This is a genomic window from Leptospira kemamanensis, assembly GCF_004769665.1.
GTDB lineage: Bacteria > Spirochaetota > Leptospiria > Leptospirales > Leptospiraceae > Leptospira_A > Leptospira_A kemamanensis.
The window spans coordinates 504,552-525,340 of record NZ_RQGG01000032.1 but is presented as its reverse complement, the minus strand read 5'-3'; the positions used below and the strand labels follow the sequence as shown (position 1 = coordinate 525,340).

Here is a 20,789-nt window from a genome sequence, read left to right as displayed (position 1 = left end):
ATTTTTAGGAATTTAAAATATGACAAGTGCAAGTTTGTGGAATGACTTAAAAAAAGCTCTATCTGGATCGGAAGAGGATTATACTGAAGTAAATCTTAAAAAAGCGATCTTTTTACTGTCAGTTCCTATGATATTGGAGCTAGTGTTAGAATCTGTTTTTGCAGTAGTTGACATTTATTTTGTAGGAACTTTGGGTGCATCCGCCGTTGCCACAGTTGGTTTAACAGAAACTTATCTATTTTTATTGTATTCGGTTGCTATGGGTTTGTCATTTTCTGTGACTGCAATTGTTGCAAGAAGAATTGGTGAAAAGGAAATGGATAAGGCTGGAATTGCAGCCATCCAATCTCTATGGATTGCTATTTTTGCATCGATTCCTTTTGCAATTGCTGGTATCATTTATTCCAAAGAACTGCTGGCATTAATGGGAGCAGATGAATGGGTTCTCAATGAAGGTTATCAATACATGCAATGGATGTTAGGTGGAAATATTGTCATTATATTGCTTTTTTTGATCAATGCAGTATTTAGAGGTGCAGGAGATGCAGCTATATCCATGAAAGTATTATGGATTGCCAATGGATTCAATATCATACTCGATCCTATTTTTATATTCGGTTGGGGTCCGATTCCAGCTTATGGAATCACAGGAGCTGCGATTGCAACTACGATAGGTCGTGGAATCGGTGTTATGTTTCAGTTTTGGTTGTTGTTTAAAGGTGGAAAACATATCAAAATTTTCGTTCGTCATTTGAAAATCGAATGGGATACTATCTTTGGAATCCTCAAAACTTCTTTGGGTGGAATTGGACAAATGATTGTGGGAATGACATCTTGGATCTTTATTATGAGAATCCTCTCCGAATTCGGTAGTCAAACCGTTGCAGGTGCAACCATTGCTTTACGAACTATGATGTTTACCATGATGCCATCTTGGGGAATGTCGAATGCAGTTGCCACCCTCGTTGGTCAAAATCTTGGCGCAGGTAAACCGGATCGTGCTGAGCAGTCCGTTTGGTTTACTGGATTTTGTAATATGGGTTACTTAATTCTTGTTTCGATCATATATTTCTTTTATAGTGAAGGAATCATTTCCATATTTAGTTCTGATCCAACTGTGATTATGATTGGATCGGAGTGGCTAAGAATTGTTTCTTATTCTTACTTTATTTATGCTTGGTGGATGGCGGCAAGTCAGGCATTTAATGGTGCTGGAGATACAATGACTCCTACTAAAATCAATGTTATCTTTTTTTGGATCATTCAAATTCCACTGGCATATACTTTAGGCAAATATTTGAATTTCGGTTATAGTGGAGTTTTTTGGGCTATGATGATTTCGGAAACTTCAGTAGGAGTTTATACTCTGTGGCTGTTTACGAAAGGGAAATGGAAAGAAACCAAAGTGTAATCGATAAAAATCATGAAAACAAAATCACCAAGTACAATCGATGAATATATACAATCTTTCCCAAAAGAAGTTCAAACGATTTTAACGAATGTGAGAAATACAATTCGAGAAGCAGCACCAAATTCAAGTGAGGCGATTCGATATGCAATACCAACATTTATCCAAGGAGGTAATCTGGTTCACTTTGCAGCGTTTCGCACACATATTGGATTTTATGCTTTGCCTTCTGGAAATACAAAATTTCAAAAGGAACTAGCAAATTATAAAATAGGAAAAGGTTCGATTCAATTTCCTTTGGACAAACCGATTCCTTTTGATTTGATTCGCAAAATCGTAAAATTTAGAATCCAAGAAAACACATTAAAAGAAAAAAAAACAAAAGCAGAACAGATCGAAACAAAAATTCGAAGAAATAGTTGGTGGTGAACCACTCATCTTTCGACACTACTTCTTCCTGTTCTAAACATGAACTTTTTAGAAATTAAATTTTAGAAAACTCAGTTTTGATATCAAAATTCGACTGGGTATGATAAAGAGGATGCATTGGGTGGCGGGTCTAGAACCCCTCCCTGAATCGGGTGGGGATACCAATATCAATCGTGTACCCCCATTCCATCCTGTCTTCACTGCGCTCCTAGACACGGCGTCGCTCGACGAAAGCCATCGTGGCTTTCTTTCTGAAACATTCGTTCCCTATGGGTCACTCAAGTTCCAGCTCGCGCCGCTGTTCGAGTCAAATGGTTTGAATTTGGTGATTAGTTTGTAAGAAAGATTGTCATGCGGGCGAAGGGACTCGCCCTCTCCGCTGTTCGGACATTCTGTCCTCACTGCGCTCCGAGGCACGGCGTCGCTCGACGAAAGCCATCGTGGCTTTCTCTCTGAAACATTCGTTCCCTATGGGTCACTCAAGTTCCAGCTCGCGCCGCTGTTCGAGTCAAATGGTTTGAATTTGGTGATTAGTTTGTAAGAAAGATTGTCATGCGGGCGAAGGGACTCGCCCTCTCCGCTGTTCGGACATTCTGTCCTCACTGCGCTCCGAGGCACGGCGTCGCTCGACGAAAGCCATCGTGGCTTTCTCTCTGAAACATTCGTTCCCTATGGGTCACTCATGTTCCAGCTCGCGCCGCTGTTCGAGTCAAATGGTTTGAATTTGGTGATTAGTTTGTAAGAAAGATTGTCATGCGGGCGAAGGGACTCGAACCCTCGCCAGAAGCTTGGAAGGCTGCTGTGCTACCGTTACACCACACCCGCGACGTAAATACATAGTTTTGGTTGAGGGTTAAGGGTCAATGATTTTTGGTTCCAGAATGTGAGGTAGGCAGAAAATGAGTCTATGGCCCTCCCACAAGCGCTCGAAAATTACCGAAAACAGTATCGAAAAATCAAACTTTTCCAAGACATTGCCTCCGTCCTTCATTGGGACTCGGAAGTGATGATGCCAGAAGAGGGACGCGAGTATCGATCCAGTCAAATTGCTGCCGTGGCGGAGCTCACTCATGAATGGATGACGGATCAATCGTTTTTGGAGCAAATCCAAAACGCAAAAACTGCCGTCAAAGAACTTCCAGAATCGGAAAGGGCGTTATGGAATCGAGAGTTAGAGATTCTAATGGAAGATAAAGAAAAGGCAGATAAATTGCCTTCAGAATTCGTTTCCGAATTTGCTAAACTAACGAACTTAGCACATGCGGAATGGGCAGAAGCAAAAAAGGAAAAGAACTTTAAACTATTTTCCAAACGATTGGAAGAACTGGTTCAATTATCTAAAAGGCAAGCAGATTACTTTGGTTATACGACAGAACCGTATGATGCCTTATTAGATACATATGAGAAAGGTGCCAAGGCAGACCAAATTCAAAATTTGTTTTCTGATTTAAAAAAATCATTGATACCAATTGTAGCAAAAGCTCCTCAATTTAGTTCTCCTTTTCTAAAACCAGTTTCTATCACAAAACAAACTAAATTCTGCAATCGACTTCCTTCTATCCTCGGACTCACTACGAAAGAATCAAGGTTAGATATCAGTAACCATCCATTTTCTACAAGTTTAGGAAAAGGTGATAAACGAATTACTACCAGGTATTCGGAAACTGATCCTTTATCTTCCATCTTTGGTGTGTTACACGAGACGGGACATTCATTATATGAATCTGGATTGTCTAAAATGCCGAATTGGCCAAATCCATTGACGGAATATTTAAGCTTAGGAATTCACGAGTCGCAAAGCCGTTTGTGGGAAAACCAAGTTGGTAGATCATTACCTTTTTGGGAGTTTATGTATCCAATTTTATTAGATGACTTTGAGTTATCGGAAACAGATTTACCATTCCAAAAATTATATCAGTACATCAATAGCACAGAAAAATCAAAAATACGTGTAGAAGCAGATCAAGTTACTTACAATCTTCACATCATTCTTCGTTTTGAAATTGAAAGAGATTTGATCAATGGAAAGATCCAAGTGAAGGATTTACCTGAAATTTGGAATTCTAAAATGAAAGAAAGTTTTGGAATGACCATTGAAAATGATGCAGAAGGTGTTTTACAAGACATCCATTGGTCGATGGGAGCCTTTGGATATTTCCCAACTTATACATTGGGAAATATTTTTAGTGCCCAGTTTTTCAAAAAATTTACAGAAGAATACCCTGATTCGCATAACAAATTTTCTGCGAAAGGTGACTTCTCTGATTTATTATCTTGGTTGAGAACAAATATCCATTCCAAAGGAAAAATGGAAACCATTGAGAATTTAGTTTTAGGTGCAACTGGGGAACCAGCAAACGCAAAATATCTTATATCATATTTAGAGGATAAAGTAAAAGAAGTTTCAATTTCCAAATAATTGAATCGAAAAAGGAACCATCATGTCAGGATCAGAACAAGTATTAGAAAAACTCAGTCAACTTTCGTATTTTGATAATTTAGCATTGTTTTATTTGTGTAATGAAACTCCGCCTCAAACATTAGCGTTAGCGTTTTTACAAATGGATGAAAAAATCGCAGGTTCCATGTTAGGCGTTTTGGATTTACAACGAAGAAAGTATGTTCACGAACTAATGGCGTTACAAAAAGACACAACGGAAGAATCAAAAAAAGCCGCCGCAGAAGGTTTACTCCTCATTGCGGACGGACTGATCTCTAGAAATTTAATTAGTAAACAAGGCCATTATTTCTTCGGAACGAAGAAGTAATACATCCCCATTCCCAAAAACAACCATCCAAAGAGAAAACTCACTCCTCCAAAGGGAGTGATCGCTCCTAAAATTTTAATTCCTGTAATGGCAAGTGCATACAAACTAAAGGAAAAAATCAAAATTCCAATTAGAAACAACCAACTAGCTCGATTGAGATATTGTTTCGTTTTGTCTGAAGTTTGATTTTGTTCTGCGATTAGTGTGATCGTAAAGGTAAGTAAGGCTACCAAACTATGATAAAAATGATATCTGTTTCCTGTTTCAAATATCACCATAAGTTCAGGTGATATGATTCTTTTTAAACCATGGGCACCAAAAGCTCCTATGGCAACGGCCAAAAACCCAGACAAACAAATGAGTAAGATAAGAACCAAATCGGATTGCTTCTTGACAAGTTTCATATTCGATACTTCCTATTGCCTATGACTGCAGATGCATCCGGAAAGAATACTAAATTTGTTCGAGTTTGGCGACAACTCAATGTTGAAGATATCAAAAAACAATTGTTGTATATCGATGATCTTTATGGAACTTGTGGGAATTGTAAAAAACTCGGCCTAAATTATCTAAAAGATAAAAAATGTCCCGATTGTGGAATTACTTTTAAATACTTAGCAACTAAATTGAGTAAGGTGGGAGATATCGGTAAAATTTTAAGTAGGATTGATAAGGAAGGATTAGATCTTACTTTAATTGAAAGAGAAGATTTTGAAAGATCTAGTGCCTCTGATGCGGCAAGAGACCTGTTCAAATCTTAATTGAATCGTAATTTCTAAAACTTAAAAGACCAACCGAATTGAGCCGTTTTATTGTGAGCGGCTGTATCTTCCCAAGCATCAAAAGCACGTACCGCGCGGGTGACAGCTAGGGCTGCAAAAATTCCAACTGCATTGGGTGATTCCCAAACACTGCCAGGTCCTTTTACATTCAGCATATTTTCATAAATATTTTTTTTGGGTAAATTTTCTTGAGCGTATAAATAAGCTCCACCTGCCAAAATCAGATCACATAAAAGATAAAGACTCATACTAACAAAAGTATCTCGGTTGGTAAAAAGAGGAGAATTCCATGAATTGTAACCTACCGAAGCCATCGGTGTAATCAAATTTAGACCTTGTGATACAATATGGTATTTTTCAGACAAAGGAACAGCAGACTCATGGGGAGGTTTTTGTAATAACTCCTGTTCCATGATTTGTTTCCACATTTTCTCTTGTCCTCTCCTCGGAGATTCAATACGAATGATGGAATCAGGAGAAGTTTTTCCAACTTTCCCTACATAGATATTAAAATCATAAGGATTGGTCCATCGGTGACGATATCGATAAACAAAACCTTGGGTTTTTTCATCTGCATAAAAATCAGGATCTAATTTGTTTAGAACGGCCAACAAACGAACGTTAACATCTTCTGGGCCACCCAATATTTCTACTGTTTCTCCAGCAAAAAGAGAATTGGGAAAAGAAAAACATATGATGATTAATAATAAAACTTCGATATAACGAGTTCGAAATCCTTGGTTAAAAATTTTCATGATTGGACCACTGGTAATTGAAGATAAGCATTGATCAAACCTAAGGAATTATAAGTAGCATGACATGCCATCGATATCCAAAGATTTCCTGTTTTAATATATAAATAACCGAAAAACATACCTACACCACAGATGATAAATGGTATAGCGACAGAAGTGCCTTCTCCGTAATGTAGCCAACCAAACAAAAGTGATACGATAAGAAGACCTTCTTGAGTCAAACCTTTATCGATAAAGGCTTTGAGTAAAAATCCTCGAAAGAAGATTTCTTCTAAAATTCCGGTGATGATTCCCACCACATAAATTCCCCAAGCAAGAAGATAACCGTTCCCATGCAGAGATTCGTAAAGTTTTTTCGCGAACAAACCAGATTCTAAAGGAACTGATAATCGCTCGAGTATCAATCCAAAGAATACAACTACGAAAAAACAGATCAACCCATTGATTATACCACGAAGCAAAATGGGGATCGATAACTCATCTTGTAAGTTGGTCACAGGGATTTGTAAGACTTTTTTATATAATAAATAACCGAGTCCCACATAACATAAAAACCATGGAATCGAAATTCCTAATAAGTAGTGAGGTTTATCAGTAAATACGAGTTCATAAAATTCACTGAATAAAATATTTGGATTTTCTATGATTTCTTTTTGGAACTGGTCTTTGATGGGAGTCACAACTTTTTGGTACTCAGCCAAAAGTCCTGAAAAATCCAACTTTCCTTCCGAGTATTCCTCGTACAGCGGTTGGATTTGCTCTTCTGGAATCCGGTGGTTTAAAACCGAATGGTTCACAAAGGCCAAAAAGAAGACGGAATAAAAAAAGGAACAAACATAAACGAGACCCAATGAATAGGCGGTGAGCCGAAAGATCTCAAAATATCGATTCTGCATCTGCCTTACAGTTCCTCAATTTCCGCAAGAAACGTCATCGTTTTTTTGGGAAAAGGTCGATAATCAGTTTAGAAGATTATGTCTAAAATCGTCGTTTTTCTCAAATGGACACTGATTTGGATCAGTTTGGGCTCCACTACCCATTTGTTTTCTGGACCTCTTACCCTTGCCAATTTAGACTACAGCAATCCTCTTTTAAAAAATCTTCGTTCCGAAATCAAAGAGAATCTAAGGATTTCAAAATCGGGAACAAAAAACGAATCCTTAATCCCACTCAAGTATTACCAATACAAAGTCCAAAAGGAAGATAATTTTTTCAAAATCATGGCTCGAACAGGAATGGATTTGGAAACCTTGTCGTCGGTGAATGAGCTGAGTTCCCCACATGATCTTTCCCCAGGAATGGTTTTGGAAATTCCTAATATGCGTGGAACGTTTCACCCAGAAGAAACAGAAGGGGATGACAAAACAAAACAAAGTTTAGCGAACAAATACCAAACCAATCCGAGCAAATTACAATATGATGCTGATCGTGGGAAATGGTTTTTACCTGGGATCTCTATGGGGAAATCAGAGAAATCATTTTTTTATGGATTTGGGTTTCAGTTCCCGCTAACAACCGCTATTATTTCTTCTAATTTTGGAAAACGATTAGATCCTTTCACAAAAAAAGAAACATTTCATGGTGGATTAGATATGGCCGCCAAACAAGGATCAGATGTATTTTCTTCGATGGAAGGAGAAGTGAGTTTTGTTGGATCCCAAGGTGGTTACGGAAATTTAATCATCATCAAACATAGTTTAGGATATGAAACACGATATGGACATCTTTTGAACTTTTCTGTAAAACAAGGACAAAAAGTAAAAAAGGGCCAAAAAATTGGGGAAGTTGGACAAACAGGTAGAGCGACCGGTCCACATTTGCACTTTGAAATTAGAAGAAATTCAAAAAGAGAAAGGCCTATTTTCCGTTCCCATTAAAAAAAGATTTTACGATCTATCTTGATTGTGTTACTTCTTTAAATTCAATGGACTTTGAAATTCCCCAAGAAGTAGAAACACTTCGCAAAAATATCCAATCCTTTATAACAGAAGAAATTATTCCTCTGGAAAAACATTACGACTATGAAAAAGGTCGAATGCCAGAAAACATTAACCAACAAGCGCGTGCTAAAGTAAAGGCAGCAGGTTTTTGGACACCACATCTTCCAAAATCAGAAGGTGGATTGGGTTTGGATTTAATCGGAACTTGTATCATATTTAGCGAACTGGGTCGTTCTCCCATCGCACCTTATATTTTCAATTGTGATGCACCTGATGAAGGGAATATGCATTTACTTTCCCTTGCGGCAACGGAAAAACAAAAAGAATTAATTTTACATCCACTCATCAAAGGAGAACTTCGCACTGGTTTTGCAATGACAGAACCATCTCCAGGAGCAGGATCCGATCCCACATCTTTACAAACCAATGCAGAAAAACAAGGGGATAAATACATTCTCAATGGTCGTAAGTGGTATTGCACGGGAGCCAATGGTGCCAAGTATCTCATCGTGATGGCAAAGGTGAATGGAAGTTTTCGGAAAACCACAATGTTTCTTGTCCCTACCGATGCGAAAGGTTACACTATGGTTCGTGAAATTGAACTCATGGGTTCACACGGCCCAGGAGGACATTGTGAGCTCAATTTTGAAAATGTAGAAGTACCTGAAGATATGGTTCTCGGTCGAGTGGGGGAAGGGTTTCGATTGTCCCAAGAAAGGTTAGGTCCAGCAAGGCTCACACACTGTATGCGTTGGACAGGAATGGCAAGAAGAACACTTTCGATTGCACGTAGTTATGCGAAAGAAAGAGAAGTGTTTAGTTCGAGGATCGCAGACCACCAAGGGATCCAATGGATGTTTGCCGAAAGAGCAACGGAAATTGAAATGGCATTCTTATTGACTCTCAAAGCTGCTTGGCTTTTGAAAATGGGAAAAGATGCAAGACAAGAAACCTCGATGGCTAAGTGGAAGGTGAGTGAGTCCTTGTGTAACACAATCGATATGGCGATTCAAATTTGTGGGGGAAAAGGTTACTCAAGAGACCTTCCTCTCGAATTATTCTACCGCGATGCAAGGGCCGCAAGGATAGCGGATGGACCATCGGAAGTGCACAAAATGGTCATTGGTCGAAACTATGTATCAGAGAAATGGGATTTTTAAGGATTCATGGACATTAAAGACTTACAAGAAAAGGTAGAACTCCATTTAACATCTGTTTGGAAAGAACCTGTGAAAGTTACCGAGATTTTTCATCTTAGTGGTGGTGCTTGCCAAGACAATTATGCATTGGAAATCCAATCGAATGTTTCCAAAAAATCTCTTGTTCTACGCACGGATAAAGGAGGAAGCCTGCTTTCTTCTTTATCCAAACGAGATGAATTCAAAGTGGCAGAACTTGTATACAAAGCTGGTGTCAAAACACCAACTCCTGTATTTTTAGAAGAAGAATCATCTGTGATCGGTTCTCCTTTTTTCCTAATGGAAAAAATTGCAGGCAAAGCAACAGGTCGTTACATTACAAAAGACAAAGAATTAGATGGATATCGCAAAACCAAGATGGTAAGTGATTTAGCATCCAATTTAGCAAAACTCCATACAGTTGTTCCTGAAATGGTAACAGATTCAGACCTCAAACAAAAATTAAAATTGGTTCCGATCGACAACTATATCTCACAATCCATTACCGACTTACACCAATCACTTGACGAACTACCGGAAGCTCATCCTGCTATTGAATTGTGTTTGCATTGGATGGAATTACATGCACCTAACATCGATAAAATTGTTTTGGTTCATGGGGATTATCGTACAGGAAATTTTATGATGAATGCCGAAGGTCTGCAAGGGATTTTAGATTTTGAATTTGCCCACTTTGGAGATCGTCACGAAGACATAGCTTGGTTGTGTATGCGAGATTGGCGATTTGGACGAATTGGTAAAGAGGTAGGTGGGTTCGGTGACAGAAAGGATTTTTACAAAGCTTACGAAATGACTTCTGGAATCCCAGTGGATCCATACAAAGTCACTTTTTGGGAAATTATGGGAAATATACGTTGGGCGATTGGAAGTGCTCAACAAGCAGAAAGGCATTTGTCTGGGAAAGACAAAGGTATCGAACTTGCGTCCATCGGTAGAAGGACAGCAGAAATGGAATGGGAAGCCATGCGTCTCATTGAGGAATTGGAAAATGCAGTATAGACCTGATGCAAAAGAATTACTTTCTACCATCCAAGAGTTTATGATGAAAGAATTACTTCCGAAGTTGGAAGGGGATGATTTGTTATCTTACAAAACTCTTGTGTCTTGGAATATGTTAGGTGTGATCGCAAGAGAATTTGAAAATTCTGAATACACCAAATCTTGGTTGGAAATTTTAGATTCTAAACTTTTACTCTCCGACTTAGAAACTAAATATCCTATGGATATCTTTCAGAAACTGACTAAAAAAGAAAGATCCCAAGTTTTATATGAGTGGAACCAACAATTGGCAAAAACAATCCGAAACCAAAATGAAATTTCGAAAACGAATGACACAGAAATTCGATTGGATCCTTCTCCCAAAGGAAAAGTTTGGAATTTGGTAAAATCTCAATTAAAAGAAAACCTTTCTGTTTCCAATCCGAGGTTCCAAACCTAAATGTCCTATTTGTATTTAGTGCGACATGGGCAAGCAGATCGACTGGGTAAAAATTATGACCAACTAACAGAACTTGGATGGAACCAAGCAAAACTCTTAGGAGATTATTTCAAAAGTCAGAGAATTGAATTCGATTCTGTTTATACAGGTTCCTTGAACCGTCAAAAACAAACTGCCGAAGCCATTATCAAAAGTTTTACCAACGATCGTTTTTGTATTCCTGATCCTGTAGAAGATTCCGCTTGGGATGAATTTGACTCTCGGATGTGGTTGGGTATTGCCGCAAAAATTCGAAACACAAACGAACATTTTGCAAATTTATATGAATCGTACAAACACGCTTGGGAAGAAGGTAAAGAAGAAACACGACGTTATTTCCAAGAGCTCATCCAACTTGTGTTAGCGGATTGGGTAAATGGAGTTTGGGATCCTGTGGAACCATATACATTTACAGAATATGTCGAAAAAGTTTCCCTTGGACCAAAACATATTCCAAATGATGTCAAAAGCACTTTAGTTGTTTCATCTAGCACTCCCATTGCGATTATGATGGGTTTGTCTTGTAAAATGAATCCTAAAGAATTTCCGATTTTTATGAAATCAATTTTGAATTCTTCTTTAAGTGTATTTCGTCGTGAAAACAATCATTGGGAACCTGTGTGTTGGAATGCAACTCCCCACTTACAAGATCCCGACCTGATTACCATTGTATAAAACAAACGTTAGGGTTGGGTAAACGTAGAAAGTAATTTCACTCGATTTTTTGCTTTTTGTCCCCAGCCAGTTCTTGGATAATTTTTATACAAATGATCCATAGCCGCAAGTTCTTCCTCATTGGTTTTACTATAGCGGACTGTAATTTTAGGTTCTTCTTGGAATTTAAAATCCACTGAAACATGAAAAGTTCCCATAAACACAACGGTTCCTGGTTGTAAATCCACTCTTGACTTTCGAATCTCATCTAAGTCAAAATCAATATCTATTTTGTTTGGTTGTTTGGTGCTACTAAATGCAAAATCAGAAGCGCCACGATTCAATAAATGTATGGCATCAAAGATTTCGTATTGGCCTTCTTTTAAGTTTTGAAAGTAATAATAATGACCCGAACTTTCACTATATTCGATAGTATTTTCGCCTTTTCGTAACGTGACTTTTTGGAATCGAGGATCGATAAGTTCATCCAAAATCATTTCATCTTTCACAATGGTCATGTTGACGATGATCAAACTACTTTGCGAATTTTTAGGACCAAAACTGGAACACTCCGGAAATAAATAAGTCACCAAAAAAAGAATCAAAAACTTTCGAAATAATCCAGAGGAGATACGTTCCCATCTGGAGACTTTTTTTTCCATTGCCACTTCGGTATTTTCCTCATTCCCGTTAGGTTGGTTTGGATATTCGGAATTTGAACTCATATGTGAGATTGTCCTTAACCCATTGGGTATTGAATTTTTTTGGAAACAGCATTGATCTCAGATAAAATCTCATCCGAAAGAATGACATCTGTCGCCTTCAATGACTCTTCTAATTGTTCGACTGTATTGGCGCCAATGATGGTAGAGGCAACGAAATCATGTTGTTTACTCCACGCTACAGACATCACGGTAGAACTCATGCCATACTTCGCTGCAATTTCCATTAATTCTTTTGTGGAAGCTAATGTGTATTCGTTTAAAAAACGATTCGACATTCGTTTTTGTCTTTCCCCTTCCACCATATAACGCACAAAACGTGCTCCTTCTGGTTTGGTTGCACCATTGTACTTACCAGTTAAAACTCCTCCTGCTAAAGGAGAATAAGGAAGTAAGGATACACCTTCTTTGCGACAAACTTGTGCTAACTCATCTTCAAAACGACGATTGAGAATGGAAAAATTATTTTGAATGGAATCATAACGAATCAAATTGTATTTGTCCGAAGTCCAAAGACTTTTCATAAGTCCAAAAGATGTTTCGTTCGAACAACCCGCGTAACGAATTTTCCCTTCTTCTTTTAATTCCGTCAGTGCTTCCATGGTTTCGTCATAAGAAACATCATGATCTGGCCAATGAGTTTGGTACAAATCAATTGTCTCAACACCTAATCTCTGTAAGGAGCCTTCGATAGCGCGACGAATATGATATTTGTCGAGAGCTGTTTTTCCTTCGCGAAGTGGTGGACTAAACCATCCGTGGCCTGGTCCTGCCACTTTGGTTGCCAGGATGATCCCATCTCTCGGTTTTGTTTTTAACCATTTACCAAAAATTTCTTCTGTTCGGTGAACCCAAGATTTTTGCGGGGGAACAGGATAAATTTCTGCTGTATCATAAAAATCAATACCTGCGTCATATGCTCGATCTAAAATTCGAAACGCCTCATCTTCGTTACATGAAGATCCAAAAGTCATGGTTCCCATACAAATTTCGGAAACCACCATTCCTGTTTTGCCAAGTCTTCGTTTTTTCATGTTATTTTTTAATTAAAAAAGTTTTGAATTGGTTTTTAGGATCACTCCATTCAATCACATGATCCTTTACTTTAGCCTTAGTTGGTCCTCGTTGCATGGCACGATACAAATCTTCTATAAAAAGTTTGTCCCCTTCTACCACAGCTTCGACTTCCCCATTCGGTAAGTTTTGTGTATAACCTTTGAGTCTCATTTCTTGGGCTTTTTGTAAGATATAATATCGAAATCCCACACCCTGTACGGTTCCCCGCACTAAAATTCTTGCTCTCGCTTCTTCTGATTTTCCCAAAGATTGTCTCCTACAAATACCTTACTTGGTTTTCACATTCTCTGCAATGTAATTTTGAATCGCTGATTTAAAAAGAGGAACAAACTTTTCATAAACGGGTCGTTTGAAGTCAACCACTGCTTGGACTGTTTCCTCTAATTCCATATGACGAATGGTCAAAAATTCTTGTTCATGGTGGACTAGGTCACACTCATCTAAACCACCATCCCAATAAAACAAAATCCATCTTTGTAATTGTCCCCGAAACTTTTGTAAATGGGAATTGAGTCCTAAATTACTCGGAAAATCGTATGGAATCCAATCTGGATATTCTGTTACATAAATCGCTTTTTTGATTCCAAGTTCTTCGTATAATTCGCGTTTAGCGGCTTCTAGATAATCTTCTTCTTCATCAATTCCTCCTTGAGGAAATTGCCATGAACCAGGAAATTGAGTCCTTTCACCGACAATGACTTTTCCCAAAGAGTTAAATACTACCATGCCTACATTTTTGCGGTAGGGTTTGTTTGTCATAATCGTTAGAATGTCTCTCTCATTCATTTTCGCAAGAAATTCCTTAATTTTTTGTTTCTTGGGAAATCCGTGGTTTCAATCTTGGGATTAGGAGATAGTATGAAGATCATTTTGGTTCGTCACGGTGAGGCAGAGAACTCCACACCTACCATTTCCGATTCACAAAGAGAACTTACCGACAAAGGAATCAGTGATATTCATAAAATTGGAAAGTTCATCAAAAACTCATCTTTATCTGTGAAACAAGTTTATTACAGTCCTTATACAAGAACCAAACACACTGCAGAAATTTTATCGGAAGAATTGAAATACAACGGGGAAATGGTGGCTTCGGATGATTTGGCGGCTGGTCGGGGATGTTCTGACATCGTCTCTTGTTTAGTGAATTTTACCAATTCCGATACAGTTTTGTTAGTTGGTCATAATCCTGATATTACTTATTTTGCCGCACAACTTCTTGGAAATTCCAGTTTGTCTGAAAATTTGGTTTTCCAACCTGGTTCCACTATCGCCATCAATGTTGCTCGTGAAAAATTCAACCACGGCCAAATCATCTGGGCCATCTCACCTGATAATTTAGGATCATAAGTCAGTTTCCACTTTCTAAAATCAGTAAGACTTGACCAAGTTTGTAAGATTCAGTTTTTGGATTTCATAACACGGGGTGTAGCGCAGCGGTAGCGCACTTGTCTGGGGGGCAAGGGGTCGCCGGTTCAAATCCGGTCACTCCGATGTTACATTGTTTTTTTTTTCAAAAAGCCCAGCAGGTTTGAGCACAAACCTGCCGGTAGAAAATTCAGGATGGTGAGATGAAAAAATAAAACCTTAGGAAGGTTTGTTGTCTTTGCCTTCTTTTACTTTGTCGAGATACTTCACAACATTGTCTTTGAGCTCTTCAATTCGAACGATTCCCCAAGCTACACCCATTTTTACTTTTAGGGCTTTGTCACTCGTGTCACTTTCCCCTTGTTCTTTCAGCTTTTGAAAGTTGGTTTCAAATTGGCTTTTTTTCTCGTTTAGGTCCTCGACGAGTTTCTCCCAAACTTCTTTCGAAGTTTTGACAGCACCAATTCCGGCATTCACGATATCTTGTAGTTTGTTTTCCACGTTGCTCATCGGAAAGGACTCCTTCTGGTTTCCATTATTTTGCACTGCACAATAATGTCGAGAAAGAAATTGATAGTGGAAAGTGAATTTTTAGGGTAAACTACCCAAATGCACGTGACTTCGCTTCGACTTCTCATCCTCATTTTCTCCTTTTTGCTAGTTTTGGTAAGCTGTGGAGGGCAAATCCAAGAGAAACCAATCGCTGGTTGTGAACGAATTTCGGGCACACCTGGACCAGAAGACTTTGATCTCATCCGAGAAACTTCCACTGTCATTGTTTCTTCCCATGAAAGGAGAAATGGCCTAAAAGACATTGGAGCCTTATATGAAATTTCCTTTGCCGATCCAAAACAGAAATTAGACGCAAAAAAAATAGAAACCAATTACCCAGAGAATTTTAGACCACATGGGATTAGTTATGCGAAGGTAAATGGTGTGGATACTTTGGCTGTCATCTCCCACACACTCCAAGAGGATAATCCACATACACTTGAGATCTTTGAACGTTCCAAAACAGGCAAATGGACACATACTAAAACTTTAAGTGATCCTTCTCTCACAAGTCCAAATGATATTTTTATGAACGAGTCTGGTGAAATTTTTTCTTCTAATGACAATGGAACAAGTAATGCAATTCGCAAGTATTGGGACATGATCATTCGCAGTGCAAGAGCAGATATTTCCTATTATGATGGCAAAACCTTTCAAAATTTAGAAGTTCCTGTGATGCTTGGAAATGGAATTTATATTCGTAAAAAAGGCAATCAAGAGTTATTGTATCGTTCAGTGTTTTCAGAAAAAGCAATTCGTGTGTATGAAGTGAATCGAGTGAATGGCAAAATCAATTTGCAATATTTAGAATCGATTCAGATCGGTGCGGGACCAGATAATATCTTAGAAGATGATTCTGGAATGTTATGGCTTGCCGCCCATGATTCTACTTATAAATTCATTCGCCATGTCATGAACCGAACCAACTTAGCACCTACTCGAGTTTTCAAAATCAATCCAGAAACAAAAGAAATCACGGAAGTGTATGCCAACGAAGGGGCAGAAATTTCTGCAGGAAGCACGGGTCTTGTGTACAAAGACAAACTACTCATCTCCCAAGTGTTTGAAGATTTCCTTTTGGTTTGTCCAAAACCTTAAAGTAATGATGTGAGAATTTGTTCAAATGTAGAGACTCGCTTTTAACAAAGTATGAAATACATTGCACTATTTAGAGGAATCAATGTAGGAGGGAATCGAAAAGTTGATATGAAACAATTAAGAACCCTCTTTGAATCCTTAGGCTTCAGTCAGGTTTCCACGTATATTAACTCTGGTAATATTCTTTTTGAATCAGAGTTAGATACCAAATCCGTTTTAATGAAAATTCAAAACTGTTTTCATAATACCTTTGATTTTGAAATCCCAACCATCGTTAAGACGGAAAATGAAATGAAAAAAATAGCCAAATCAATTCCAGAGGAATGGCAAAATGATCCAACACAAAGAACGGATGTGGCCTATTTGTTTCCAGAAGCTGATTCCAAAAAAATCATTGAGGAACTTCCTCTCAAAATAGAATTTTTAGAGATTCGTTATATCAAAGGCGCCATCTTTTGGAATATCAAACGAGAAAATGTAAACAAAAGTCAATTGGCAAAACTCATCAGCCATAAATTGTACAAATCCATGACGATCCGTAATGTAAACACTGCTAGATTTTTAGCAGGTGAAAAAGAGTAAAATTAATATAGAGATCCAACATTTTCTCTAACCTCTGGAAAATATTTTGGAGACTAAGTTTTAAATCCACCAGTGGTTTGGTAGTTTAATCTAATATTTTGGAAAACTTCATATATTTAGTAATCATCTCGAAATTACGTTTCAGATAAGTTTCTACATTGATTACCATCTCAACCTAATCCCTTCAATACTGCCTCAATCGTATCCACTAACAAGGATTCTCTGTTCTCATGACAATGTTGGGCCACAAGTTTAGGGTGAGTGAAAGCCGCTCCTGCCGAAATCAGAATTTCTGCCACAAGGTTCACATCACGTTTTTTGATTTTTTTTTGGTTTATGGCTTCTGTGACCAAACTAGACATTTGGATTCGCATATTGGACAAGTGGGTTTGAATGAAGGGTTTTGACTCTTCTGCTGCCATATCAAATGCTTTGTACAATTCAGGATCCAGTTTTACTTTTTCCAATTTCATTCGGTGTAAATTTAGAAACCATGTAAGGATTTTTTGGATAGGATCCCGTTTTTCAGTTACAAGCAAATCTTGTTTCTCATCCAATCTTTTGAGCCATCGTTCCGAAACAGCATCAAAAAGTGCAGTTTTGTCTTGGAAATGGGAATAGAGAGCCGCATGGCTAATCCCCATTTCTTTGGCTACATCCACCAATCGAACTTTTTCAAATCCTTTGGCCCGCATTTGGTCGATCGCAATTTCCACCGCTTTGTCTTGGATTTCCGAGGCTGTGAGACCGGTTCTTGGCATAAGGAAAGTTTCCGGGGAAAATCGGGAGGGTCAATCTCAAATTACAAAACGAAAAAAATGTCAGTTTGCGAACTTACGGACTTGATTTTTTGTAACTTACAAAATAATGTAAATGTAACTAAGGAAAAGGTAAATATAATGCAATTGAATGGAAATACAATCCTCATCACTGGGGGAACAAGTGGGATCGGTCTGGCTCTTGCAAAACGATTCTCTGATTTGGGAAACCAAATTTTAGTCTGTGGAACCAATGTAAAGAAATTGGAAGAGATTCAGAAAACATATCCCAAATGGGGGACTTATCTTCGTGATATTTCTAAAGCTGATGAGAGAGAAAAATTGTTTCAAGAAACTACAAAAGATTTTCCAGAACTCAATGTACTATTCAATAATGCAGGGATCCAACGGTATCCTAAATTAAACGAACTAGAACCTTGGACAGACTTAGGAAAGGAAATCGATGTAAATTTAGGAGCGCCCATTCATCTTTCTATGTTATTCGCTAAACACCTGTTTGCAAAGAAGAATGCGGTCATTTTAAATACAACTTCTGGTTTATCCCATATACCTTTGGCGTATGCTCCAGTGTATAGTGCCACAAAAGCAGCATTACATTCCTTCACATTGACCTTACGATTTCAATTTCGTAATCAACCCATCGAAGTCATTGAAGTATCTCCACCGATGGTTGATACCGATTTGGGAATCCCTAACACACATACGGCGGGACTCAATTTGGACGTGTATGCGGATAGTGTGATAGAGGGACTAAAAAAGGGAGATTTAGAAATCACCACTGGTTTTTCAACAGTGACAGCGAATGTGAGTCGTGAACAAAAGAATGAAATCTTTTTATCAATGAATTTGGCTCGGAGCACTTCCAACTAAAGAACGACCTACAAAGGCACAAGCGATGGCGTCCCAAGAGTCGTCGTGGCCTGTTAGATCTTTAAATCCTAAAATCATTTGGATGGCAGCACGCACTTCTTTTTTGGTCGCGTTCCCCTTGGCAGAGATTCCTTTTTTGATTTGTGTGGCCGTAAGGGAAACCATCGGGATCTGGTTTTCTCCCAAGGTGAGTAAAATCACTCCGCGAGATTCGGAAACCTTCATCCCCGTAGTCGTGTTTTGCACAAAAAACAGTTCTTCGACGGCCGCACATTCCGGTTGGAATTCAGTAAGAATTGCCTGGAGTTCCCTGTGGATTTGCAATAAATTATCAGGGGAAGGGGTTTTCGGAGTCACTTCGATGGTTCCGTATCCCAATAGGCTTGGGTTACGGCGTTGTCCCTCGGGGAAGGACAAGATGGCATAGCCCACTCGGTGGGACCCTGGATCAATTCCGATAATTTTCAATTATTTCTTTCCTAAAATCTATCTTCGGACAGTTTTCACTGACTCAAAGCCAAAACCTAGTCTAAAAATGAAAATGACAGGGTACTTTCCTTCCGTATAGTGGAAGAAAACCACCCGCAGGAACGTTAAACACATGACCGCAACGGCAGTGAAACTCGAAAAATCCCAGGCGGAGAAGGCATTGATCGCCCAAGCCGCCCTCCTCAATGAAGTTACGAAACGACTCGCACAGAAAAATTCCGACAACGGTAAAGTTTCCATCAGCAAAATGGACAAAACGCAACATGTGTTTTACCAACTTGCTTGGATGACAGCACAACAACGTGTAGCTGAAAACTTCATCGTATATGCTTGGGACGCTTCCAAAGGAACTGGTGAATTGGAACAGAAAATGGCGCTTACATTTGTGGCGGAAACTGTTTCTAACATTCGTTCTGAACTCGCAGCGCGTCCTGCAGAATACGAACTTACCTACCAAGAATTATTCTCTAAATTGTTTTCCGATGAAATCAATGCGTTTGTTGAAGCCGCATCGAAAATGGAAAACTACGAAGCCATCGTAGACAAGATTGTTGATCTTGGACATTTCGGTGCTTACGGACTTTCGGAAGACCACGAAAACTTCCGTGGAATTTTCAAAGACTTTGCTGAGAACGTAGTTGTTCCTCACGCAGAACATGTTCACAGACATGATGATTTGATCCCACAAGAGATCATCAATGGCCTTCGTGACATGGGATGTTTTGGTCTTTGTATTCCAGAACAGTTTGGTGGAATCCAACCAAACGATCGCCCTGACAACATCTCGATGTTAGTGGTAACAGAAGAACTTTCTAGAGGCTCACTCGGAGCAGCAGGTTCCCTCATCACTCGTCCTGAAATTATGTCGAAGGCCCTCCTCAAAGGGGGAACCGAAGAACAAAAAAATAAATGGTTACCACTTCTTGCTTCTGGTGAAAAATTTGCAGGGATCATGGTAACAGAACCTAACTACGGTTCTGATGTTGCCGGAGTTTCTGTAACAGCAAAAGAAGTAGAAGGTGGATTTGTCATCAATGGAGTCAAAACTTGGTGTACATTTGCAGGGTATGCAAACTTACTTCTCATCCTTTGCCGTACAGAGTCTGACCCAAGTCTCAAACACAGAGGTCTATCAATCCTACTTGCTGAAAAACCATCCTTTGAAGGACATGAGTTCAGCTACAAACAAGAAGGTGGTGGTTCCATCCAAGGAAAAGCAATCGGAACGATTGGTTACCGTGGAATGCACTCTTACGAAGTTTCTTTTGAAGACTACTTTGTTCCAAAAGAAAACCTACTTGGTGGCGACGCAGGTCGCGGAAAAGGTTTTTACTTCCAAATGGAAGGATTTGCTGGTGGAAGGATCCAAACGGCAGCACGTGCCAATGGTGTGATGCAAGCAGCTCTCGAAGCAGCACTTCGTTATTCCCAAGAACGTAAAGTGTTCGCAAAACCAATTTACGATTATACTTTAACAAAGTTTAAAATTGCGAAGATGGCAATGATCACACAAGCCACTCGCCAATACACAAACTATGTAGCAACGTTACTCGATGACCACAAAGGCCAAATGGAAGCAACACTTGTGAAATTGTATGCATCCAAAATTGCTGAGTGGGTGACTCGTGAAGCAATGCAAATTCATGGTGGTATGGGTTATGCGGAAGAATATCCAGTATCACGTTACTTCGTGGATGCTCGTGTATTCTCTATCTTTGAAGGTGCGGAAGAAGTAATGGCTCTTCGTGTAGTAGCGAAAGACCTTCTTGACCAAGCTCTCGCTTCCTAAATAGAAGAAGCTAAAACGGAGGAGTTTTCTCTTTCGTTTTAGATCCAACTAAAA

Annotated in this window: 25 protein-coding genes and 2 tRNA genes; 16 read left to right on the top strand and 11 right to left on the bottom strand. The window is 38.9% G+C overall.

Features of this window, described 5'->3' with window-relative positions:
* Positions 1-19 precede the first annotated feature (19 nt).
* A complete protein-coding gene (locus EHQ59_RS12655) occupies positions 20-1,411 on the top strand; it encodes an MATE family efflux transporter (protein WP_135619990.1) in 1,392 nt (463 codons plus the stop codon).
* A gap of 12 nt (positions 1,412-1,423) precedes the next feature.
* Complete coding sequence (locus tag EHQ59_RS12650; RefSeq protein WP_135619989.1) at positions 1,424-1,837, top strand: iron chaperone; 414 nt, start codon at positions 1,424-1,426, stop codon at positions 1,835-1,837.
* Positions 1,838-2,591: 754 nt separating this feature from the next.
* Here the strand turns inward: EHQ59_RS12650 and EHQ59_RS12645 are convergent.
* Positions 2,592-2,662 (bottom strand) — tRNA-Gly (locus tag EHQ59_RS12645).
* Positions 2,663-2,744: 82 nt separating this feature from the next.
* Between EHQ59_RS12645 and EHQ59_RS12640 the strand changes: the two genes are divergently transcribed.
* Both EHQ59_RS12640 and EHQ59_RS12635 read left to right on the top strand, forming a co-directional pair.
* Complete coding sequence (locus tag EHQ59_RS12640; protein ID WP_135619988.1) at positions 2,745-4,256, top strand: carboxypeptidase M32; 1,512 nt, start codon at positions 2,745-2,747, stop codon at positions 4,254-4,256.
* A 22-nt stretch (positions 4,257-4,278) separates the two neighbouring features.
* The gene (locus EHQ59_RS12635) at positions 4,279-4,605 is read left to right on the top strand and encodes a hypothetical protein (protein WP_135619987.1); all 327 of its coding nucleotides are present in this window, start codon (positions 4,279-4,281) and stop codon (positions 4,603-4,605) included.
* Here EHQ59_RS12635 and EHQ59_RS12630 read toward each other — a convergent pair.
* On the bottom strand, positions 4,581-5,009 hold the full coding sequence (locus tag EHQ59_RS12630; RefSeq protein WP_135619986.1) for a DUF423 domain-containing protein: 429 nt from the start codon (positions 5,007-5,009) through the stop codon (positions 4,581-4,583). The genes EHQ59_RS12635 and EHQ59_RS12630 overlap by 25 nt on opposite strands.
* Positions 5,010-5,030: 21 nt before the next feature.
* Between EHQ59_RS12630 and EHQ59_RS12625 the strand changes: the two genes are divergently transcribed.
* Entirely contained in the window at positions 5,031-5,366 is a 336-nt protein-coding gene (locus tag EHQ59_RS12625; RefSeq protein ID WP_135619985.1) for a hypothetical protein, read from the top strand.
* 14 nt (positions 5,367-5,380) lie between these two features.
* On the opposite strand, the gene EHQ59_RS12620 is transcribed toward EHQ59_RS12625, so the two are convergent.
* Positions 5,381-6,142 carry a hypothetical protein gene (locus tag EHQ59_RS12620; protein ID WP_135619984.1) on the bottom strand — a complete coding sequence of 254 codons (762 nt, stop codon included), beginning with the start codon at positions 6,140-6,142 and terminating at the stop codon, positions 5,381-5,383.
* Positions 6,139-7,038, bottom strand: coding sequence for a CPBP family intramembrane glutamic endopeptidase (locus EHQ59_RS12615; protein ID WP_135619983.1), 900 nt, complete (start codon positions 7,036-7,038; stop codon positions 6,139-6,141). Before EHQ59_RS12615 ends, EHQ59_RS12620 begins: the two co-directional genes overlap by 4 nt.
* A 78-nt stretch (positions 7,039-7,116) precedes the next feature.
* Between EHQ59_RS12615 and EHQ59_RS12610 the strand changes: the two genes are divergently transcribed.
* Genes EHQ59_RS12610 through EHQ59_RS12590 form a run of 5 tightly spaced genes read left to right on the top strand, consistent with a single transcriptional unit; the run spans position 7,117 to position 11,433 of the window.
* Positions 7,117-8,019 (top strand): LysM peptidoglycan-binding domain-containing M23 family metallopeptidase, encoded by a 903-nt coding sequence (locus EHQ59_RS12610; RefSeq protein ID WP_135619982.1) that lies wholly within the window; start codon positions 7,117-7,119, stop codon positions 8,017-8,019.
* A 47-nt stretch (positions 8,020-8,066) separates the two neighbouring features.
* Positions 8,067-9,242, top strand: a complete 1,176-nt coding sequence (locus tag EHQ59_RS12605) for an acyl-CoA dehydrogenase family protein (protein ID WP_135619981.1) — start codon at positions 8,067-8,069, stop codon at positions 9,240-9,242.
* Between the two features lie 6 nt (positions 9,243-9,248).
* A complete protein-coding gene (locus EHQ59_RS12600) occupies positions 9,249-10,280 on the top strand; it encodes a phosphotransferase family protein (RefSeq protein WP_135619980.1) in 1,032 nt (343 codons plus the stop codon).
* Positions 10,270-10,719 carry a hypothetical protein gene (locus EHQ59_RS12595; RefSeq protein ID WP_135619979.1) on the top strand — a complete coding sequence of 150 codons (450 nt, stop codon included), beginning with the start codon at positions 10,270-10,272 and terminating at the stop codon, positions 10,717-10,719. The genes EHQ59_RS12600 and EHQ59_RS12595 overlap by 11 nt, the downstream gene beginning before the upstream one ends.
* Positions 10,720-11,433, top strand: coding sequence for a histidine phosphatase family protein (locus tag EHQ59_RS12590; protein ID WP_135619978.1), 714 nt, complete (start codon positions 10,720-10,722; stop codon positions 11,431-11,433).
* An 8-nt stretch (positions 11,434-11,441) separates the two neighbouring features.
* On the opposite strand, the gene EHQ59_RS12585 is transcribed toward EHQ59_RS12590, so the two are convergent.
* The 4 genes from EHQ59_RS12585 to EHQ59_RS12570 are packed head-to-tail and all read right to left on the bottom strand — an operon-like array spanning position 11,442 to position 13,997.
* Positions 11,442-12,137: a hypothetical protein gene (locus tag EHQ59_RS12585; protein WP_135619977.1), complete on the bottom strand. Its 696-nt coding sequence runs from the start codon at positions 12,135-12,137 to the stop codon at positions 11,442-11,444.
* A gap of 14 nt (positions 12,138-12,151) precedes the next feature.
* Complete coding sequence (locus tag EHQ59_RS12580; protein ID WP_135619976.1) at positions 12,152-13,168, bottom strand: aldo/keto reductase; 1,017 nt, start codon at positions 13,166-13,168, stop codon at positions 12,152-12,154.
* Between the two features lies 1 nt (position 13,169).
* Positions 13,170-13,457 carry an acylphosphatase gene (locus EHQ59_RS12575; protein ID WP_015677089.1) on the bottom strand — a complete coding sequence of 96 codons (288 nt, stop codon included), beginning with the start codon at positions 13,455-13,457 and terminating at the stop codon, positions 13,170-13,172.
* Between the two features lie 21 nt (positions 13,458-13,478).
* On the bottom strand, positions 13,479-13,997 hold the full coding sequence (locus EHQ59_RS12570) for an RNA pyrophosphohydrolase (RefSeq protein WP_135619975.1): 519 nt from the start codon (positions 13,995-13,997) through the stop codon (positions 13,479-13,481).
* 72 nt (positions 13,998-14,069) lie between these two features.
* Between EHQ59_RS12570 and sixA the strand changes: the two genes are divergently transcribed.
* Together sixA and EHQ59_RS12560 are read left to right on the top strand one after the other, a co-directional pair.
* Positions 14,070-14,558 carry a phosphohistidine phosphatase SixA gene (gene sixA / locus EHQ59_RS12565; protein ID WP_135619974.1) on the top strand — a complete coding sequence of 163 codons (489 nt, stop codon included), beginning with the start codon at positions 14,070-14,072 and terminating at the stop codon, positions 14,556-14,558.
* A 72-nt stretch (positions 14,559-14,630) separates the two neighbouring features.
* Positions 14,631-14,702: transfer RNA gene (locus EHQ59_RS12560), tRNA-Pro, on the top strand.
* Between the two features lie 93 nt (positions 14,703-14,795).
* Here EHQ59_RS12560 and EHQ59_RS12555 read toward each other — a convergent pair.
* Positions 14,796-15,086 (bottom strand): LIMLP_16025 family protein, encoded by a 291-nt coding sequence (locus EHQ59_RS12555; protein WP_135619973.1) that lies wholly within the window; start codon positions 15,084-15,086, stop codon positions 14,796-14,798.
* A 99-nt stretch (positions 15,087-15,185) separates the two neighbouring features.
* Here EHQ59_RS12555 and EHQ59_RS17725 point away from each other — a divergent pair, with 99 nt between their 5' ends.
* Positions 15,186-16,226: an arylesterase gene (locus EHQ59_RS17725; RefSeq protein WP_167481404.1), complete on the top strand. Its 1,041-nt coding sequence runs from the start codon at positions 15,186-15,188 to the stop codon at positions 16,224-16,226.
* Between the two features lie 51 nt (positions 16,227-16,277).
* The gene (locus tag EHQ59_RS12545; RefSeq protein WP_135619972.1) at positions 16,278-16,808 is read left to right on the top strand and encodes a DUF1697 domain-containing protein; all 531 of its coding nucleotides are present in this window, start codon (positions 16,278-16,280) and stop codon (positions 16,806-16,808) included.
* A 170-nt stretch (positions 16,809-16,978) separates the two neighbouring features.
* On the opposite strand, the gene EHQ59_RS12540 is transcribed toward EHQ59_RS12545, so the two are convergent.
* The gene (locus EHQ59_RS12540) at positions 16,979-17,569 is read right to left on the bottom strand and encodes a TetR/AcrR family transcriptional regulator (RefSeq protein ID WP_135619971.1); all 591 of its coding nucleotides are present in this window, start codon (positions 17,567-17,569) and stop codon (positions 16,979-16,981) included.
* A 138-nt stretch (positions 17,570-17,707) separates the two neighbouring features.
* Between EHQ59_RS12540 and EHQ59_RS12535 the strand changes: the two genes are divergently transcribed.
* Entirely contained in the window at positions 17,708-18,457 is a 750-nt protein-coding gene (locus EHQ59_RS12535) for an SDR family oxidoreductase (RefSeq protein WP_208652372.1), read from the top strand.
* Here the strand turns inward: EHQ59_RS12535 and EHQ59_RS12530 are convergent.
* The gene (locus EHQ59_RS12530; RefSeq protein WP_135619970.1) at positions 18,425-18,925 is read right to left on the bottom strand and encodes a crossover junction endodeoxyribonuclease RuvC; all 501 of its coding nucleotides are present in this window, start codon (positions 18,923-18,925) and stop codon (positions 18,425-18,427) included. The genes EHQ59_RS12535 and EHQ59_RS12530 overlap by 33 nt on opposite strands.
* A 133-nt stretch (positions 18,926-19,058) precedes the next feature.
* On the opposite strand from EHQ59_RS12530, the gene EHQ59_RS12525 reads away from it, so the two are divergent.
* On the top strand, positions 19,059-20,735 hold the full coding sequence (locus tag EHQ59_RS12525) for an acyl-CoA dehydrogenase family protein (protein ID WP_135619969.1): 1,677 nt from the start codon (positions 19,059-19,061) through the stop codon (positions 20,733-20,735).
* Positions 20,736-20,789: the final 54 nt, after the last annotated feature.

What these genes read in the sequence shown, in the direction of transcription:
- EHQ59_RS12655 (WP_135619990.1), top strand. Translation starts at nt 20, where the DNA reads ATGACAAGTGCAAGTTTGTGGAATGACTTAAAAAAAGCTCTATCTGGA.
- EHQ59_RS12650 (WP_135619989.1), top strand. Translation starts at nt 1,424, where the DNA reads ATGAAAACAAAATCACCAAGTACAATCGATGAATATATACAATCTTTC.
- EHQ59_RS12640 (WP_135619988.1), top strand. Translation starts at nt 2,745, where the DNA reads ATGGCCCTCCCACAAGCGCTCGAAAATTACCGAAAACAGTATCGAAAA.
- EHQ59_RS12635 (WP_135619987.1), top strand. Translation starts at nt 4,279, where the DNA reads ATGTCAGGATCAGAACAAGTATTAGAAAAACTCAGTCAACTTTCGTAT.
- EHQ59_RS12630 (WP_135619986.1), bottom strand. Translation starts at nt 5,009, where the DNA reads ATGAAACTTGTCAAGAAGCAATCCGATTTGGTTCTTATCTTACTCATT.
- EHQ59_RS12625 (WP_135619985.1), top strand. Translation starts at nt 5,031, where the DNA reads ATGACTGCAGATGCATCCGGAAAGAATACTAAATTTGTTCGAGTTTGG.
- EHQ59_RS12620 (WP_135619984.1), bottom strand. Translation starts at nt 6,142, where the DNA reads ATGAAAATTTTTAACCAAGGATTTCGAACTCGTTATATCGAAGTTTTA.
- EHQ59_RS12615 (WP_135619983.1), bottom strand. Translation starts at nt 7,038, where the DNA reads ATGCAGAATCGATATTTTGAGATCTTTCGGCTCACCGCCTATTCATTG.
- EHQ59_RS12610 (WP_135619982.1), top strand. Translation starts at nt 7,117, where the DNA reads ATGTCTAAAATCGTCGTTTTTCTCAAATGGACACTGATTTGGATCAGT.
- EHQ59_RS12605 (WP_135619981.1), top strand. Translation starts at nt 8,067, where the DNA reads ATGGACTTTGAAATTCCCCAAGAAGTAGAAACACTTCGCAAAAATATC.
- EHQ59_RS12600 (WP_135619980.1), top strand. Translation starts at nt 9,249, where the DNA reads ATGGACATTAAAGACTTACAAGAAAAGGTAGAACTCCATTTAACATCT.
- EHQ59_RS12595 (WP_135619979.1), top strand. Translation starts at nt 10,270, where the DNA reads ATGCAGTATAGACCTGATGCAAAAGAATTACTTTCTACCATCCAAGAG.
- EHQ59_RS12590 (WP_135619978.1), top strand. Translation starts at nt 10,720, where the DNA reads ATGTCCTATTTGTATTTAGTGCGACATGGGCAAGCAGATCGACTGGGT.
- EHQ59_RS12585 (WP_135619977.1), bottom strand. Translation starts at nt 12,137, where the DNA reads ATGAGTTCAAATTCCGAATATCCAAACCAACCTAACGGGAATGAGGAA.
- EHQ59_RS12580 (WP_135619976.1), bottom strand. Translation starts at nt 13,168, where the DNA reads ATGAAAAAACGAAGACTTGGCAAAACAGGAATGGTGGTTTCCGAAATT.
- EHQ59_RS12570 (WP_135619975.1), bottom strand. Translation starts at nt 13,997, where the DNA reads ATGAATGAGAGAGACATTCTAACGATTATGACAAACAAACCCTACCGC.
- sixA (WP_135619974.1), top strand. Translation starts at nt 14,070, where the DNA reads ATGAAGATCATTTTGGTTCGTCACGGTGAGGCAGAGAACTCCACACCT.
- EHQ59_RS12555 (WP_135619973.1), bottom strand. Translation starts at nt 15,086, where the DNA reads ATGAGCAACGTGGAAAACAAACTACAAGATATCGTGAATGCCGGAATT.
- EHQ59_RS17725 (WP_167481404.1), top strand. Translation starts at nt 15,186, where the DNA reads ATGCACGTGACTTCGCTTCGACTTCTCATCCTCATTTTCTCCTTTTTG.
- EHQ59_RS12545 (WP_135619972.1), top strand. Translation starts at nt 16,278, where the DNA reads ATGAAATACATTGCACTATTTAGAGGAATCAATGTAGGAGGGAATCGA.
- EHQ59_RS12540 (WP_135619971.1), bottom strand. Translation starts at nt 17,569, where the DNA reads ATGCCAAGAACCGGTCTCACAGCCTCGGAAATCCAAGACAAAGCGGTG.
- EHQ59_RS12535 (WP_208652372.1), top strand. Translation starts at nt 17,708, where the DNA reads ATGCAATTGAATGGAAATACAATCCTCATCACTGGGGGAACAAGTGGG.
- EHQ59_RS12525 (WP_135619969.1), top strand. Translation starts at nt 19,059, where the DNA reads ATGACCGCAACGGCAGTGAAACTCGAAAAATCCCAGGCGGAGAAGGCA.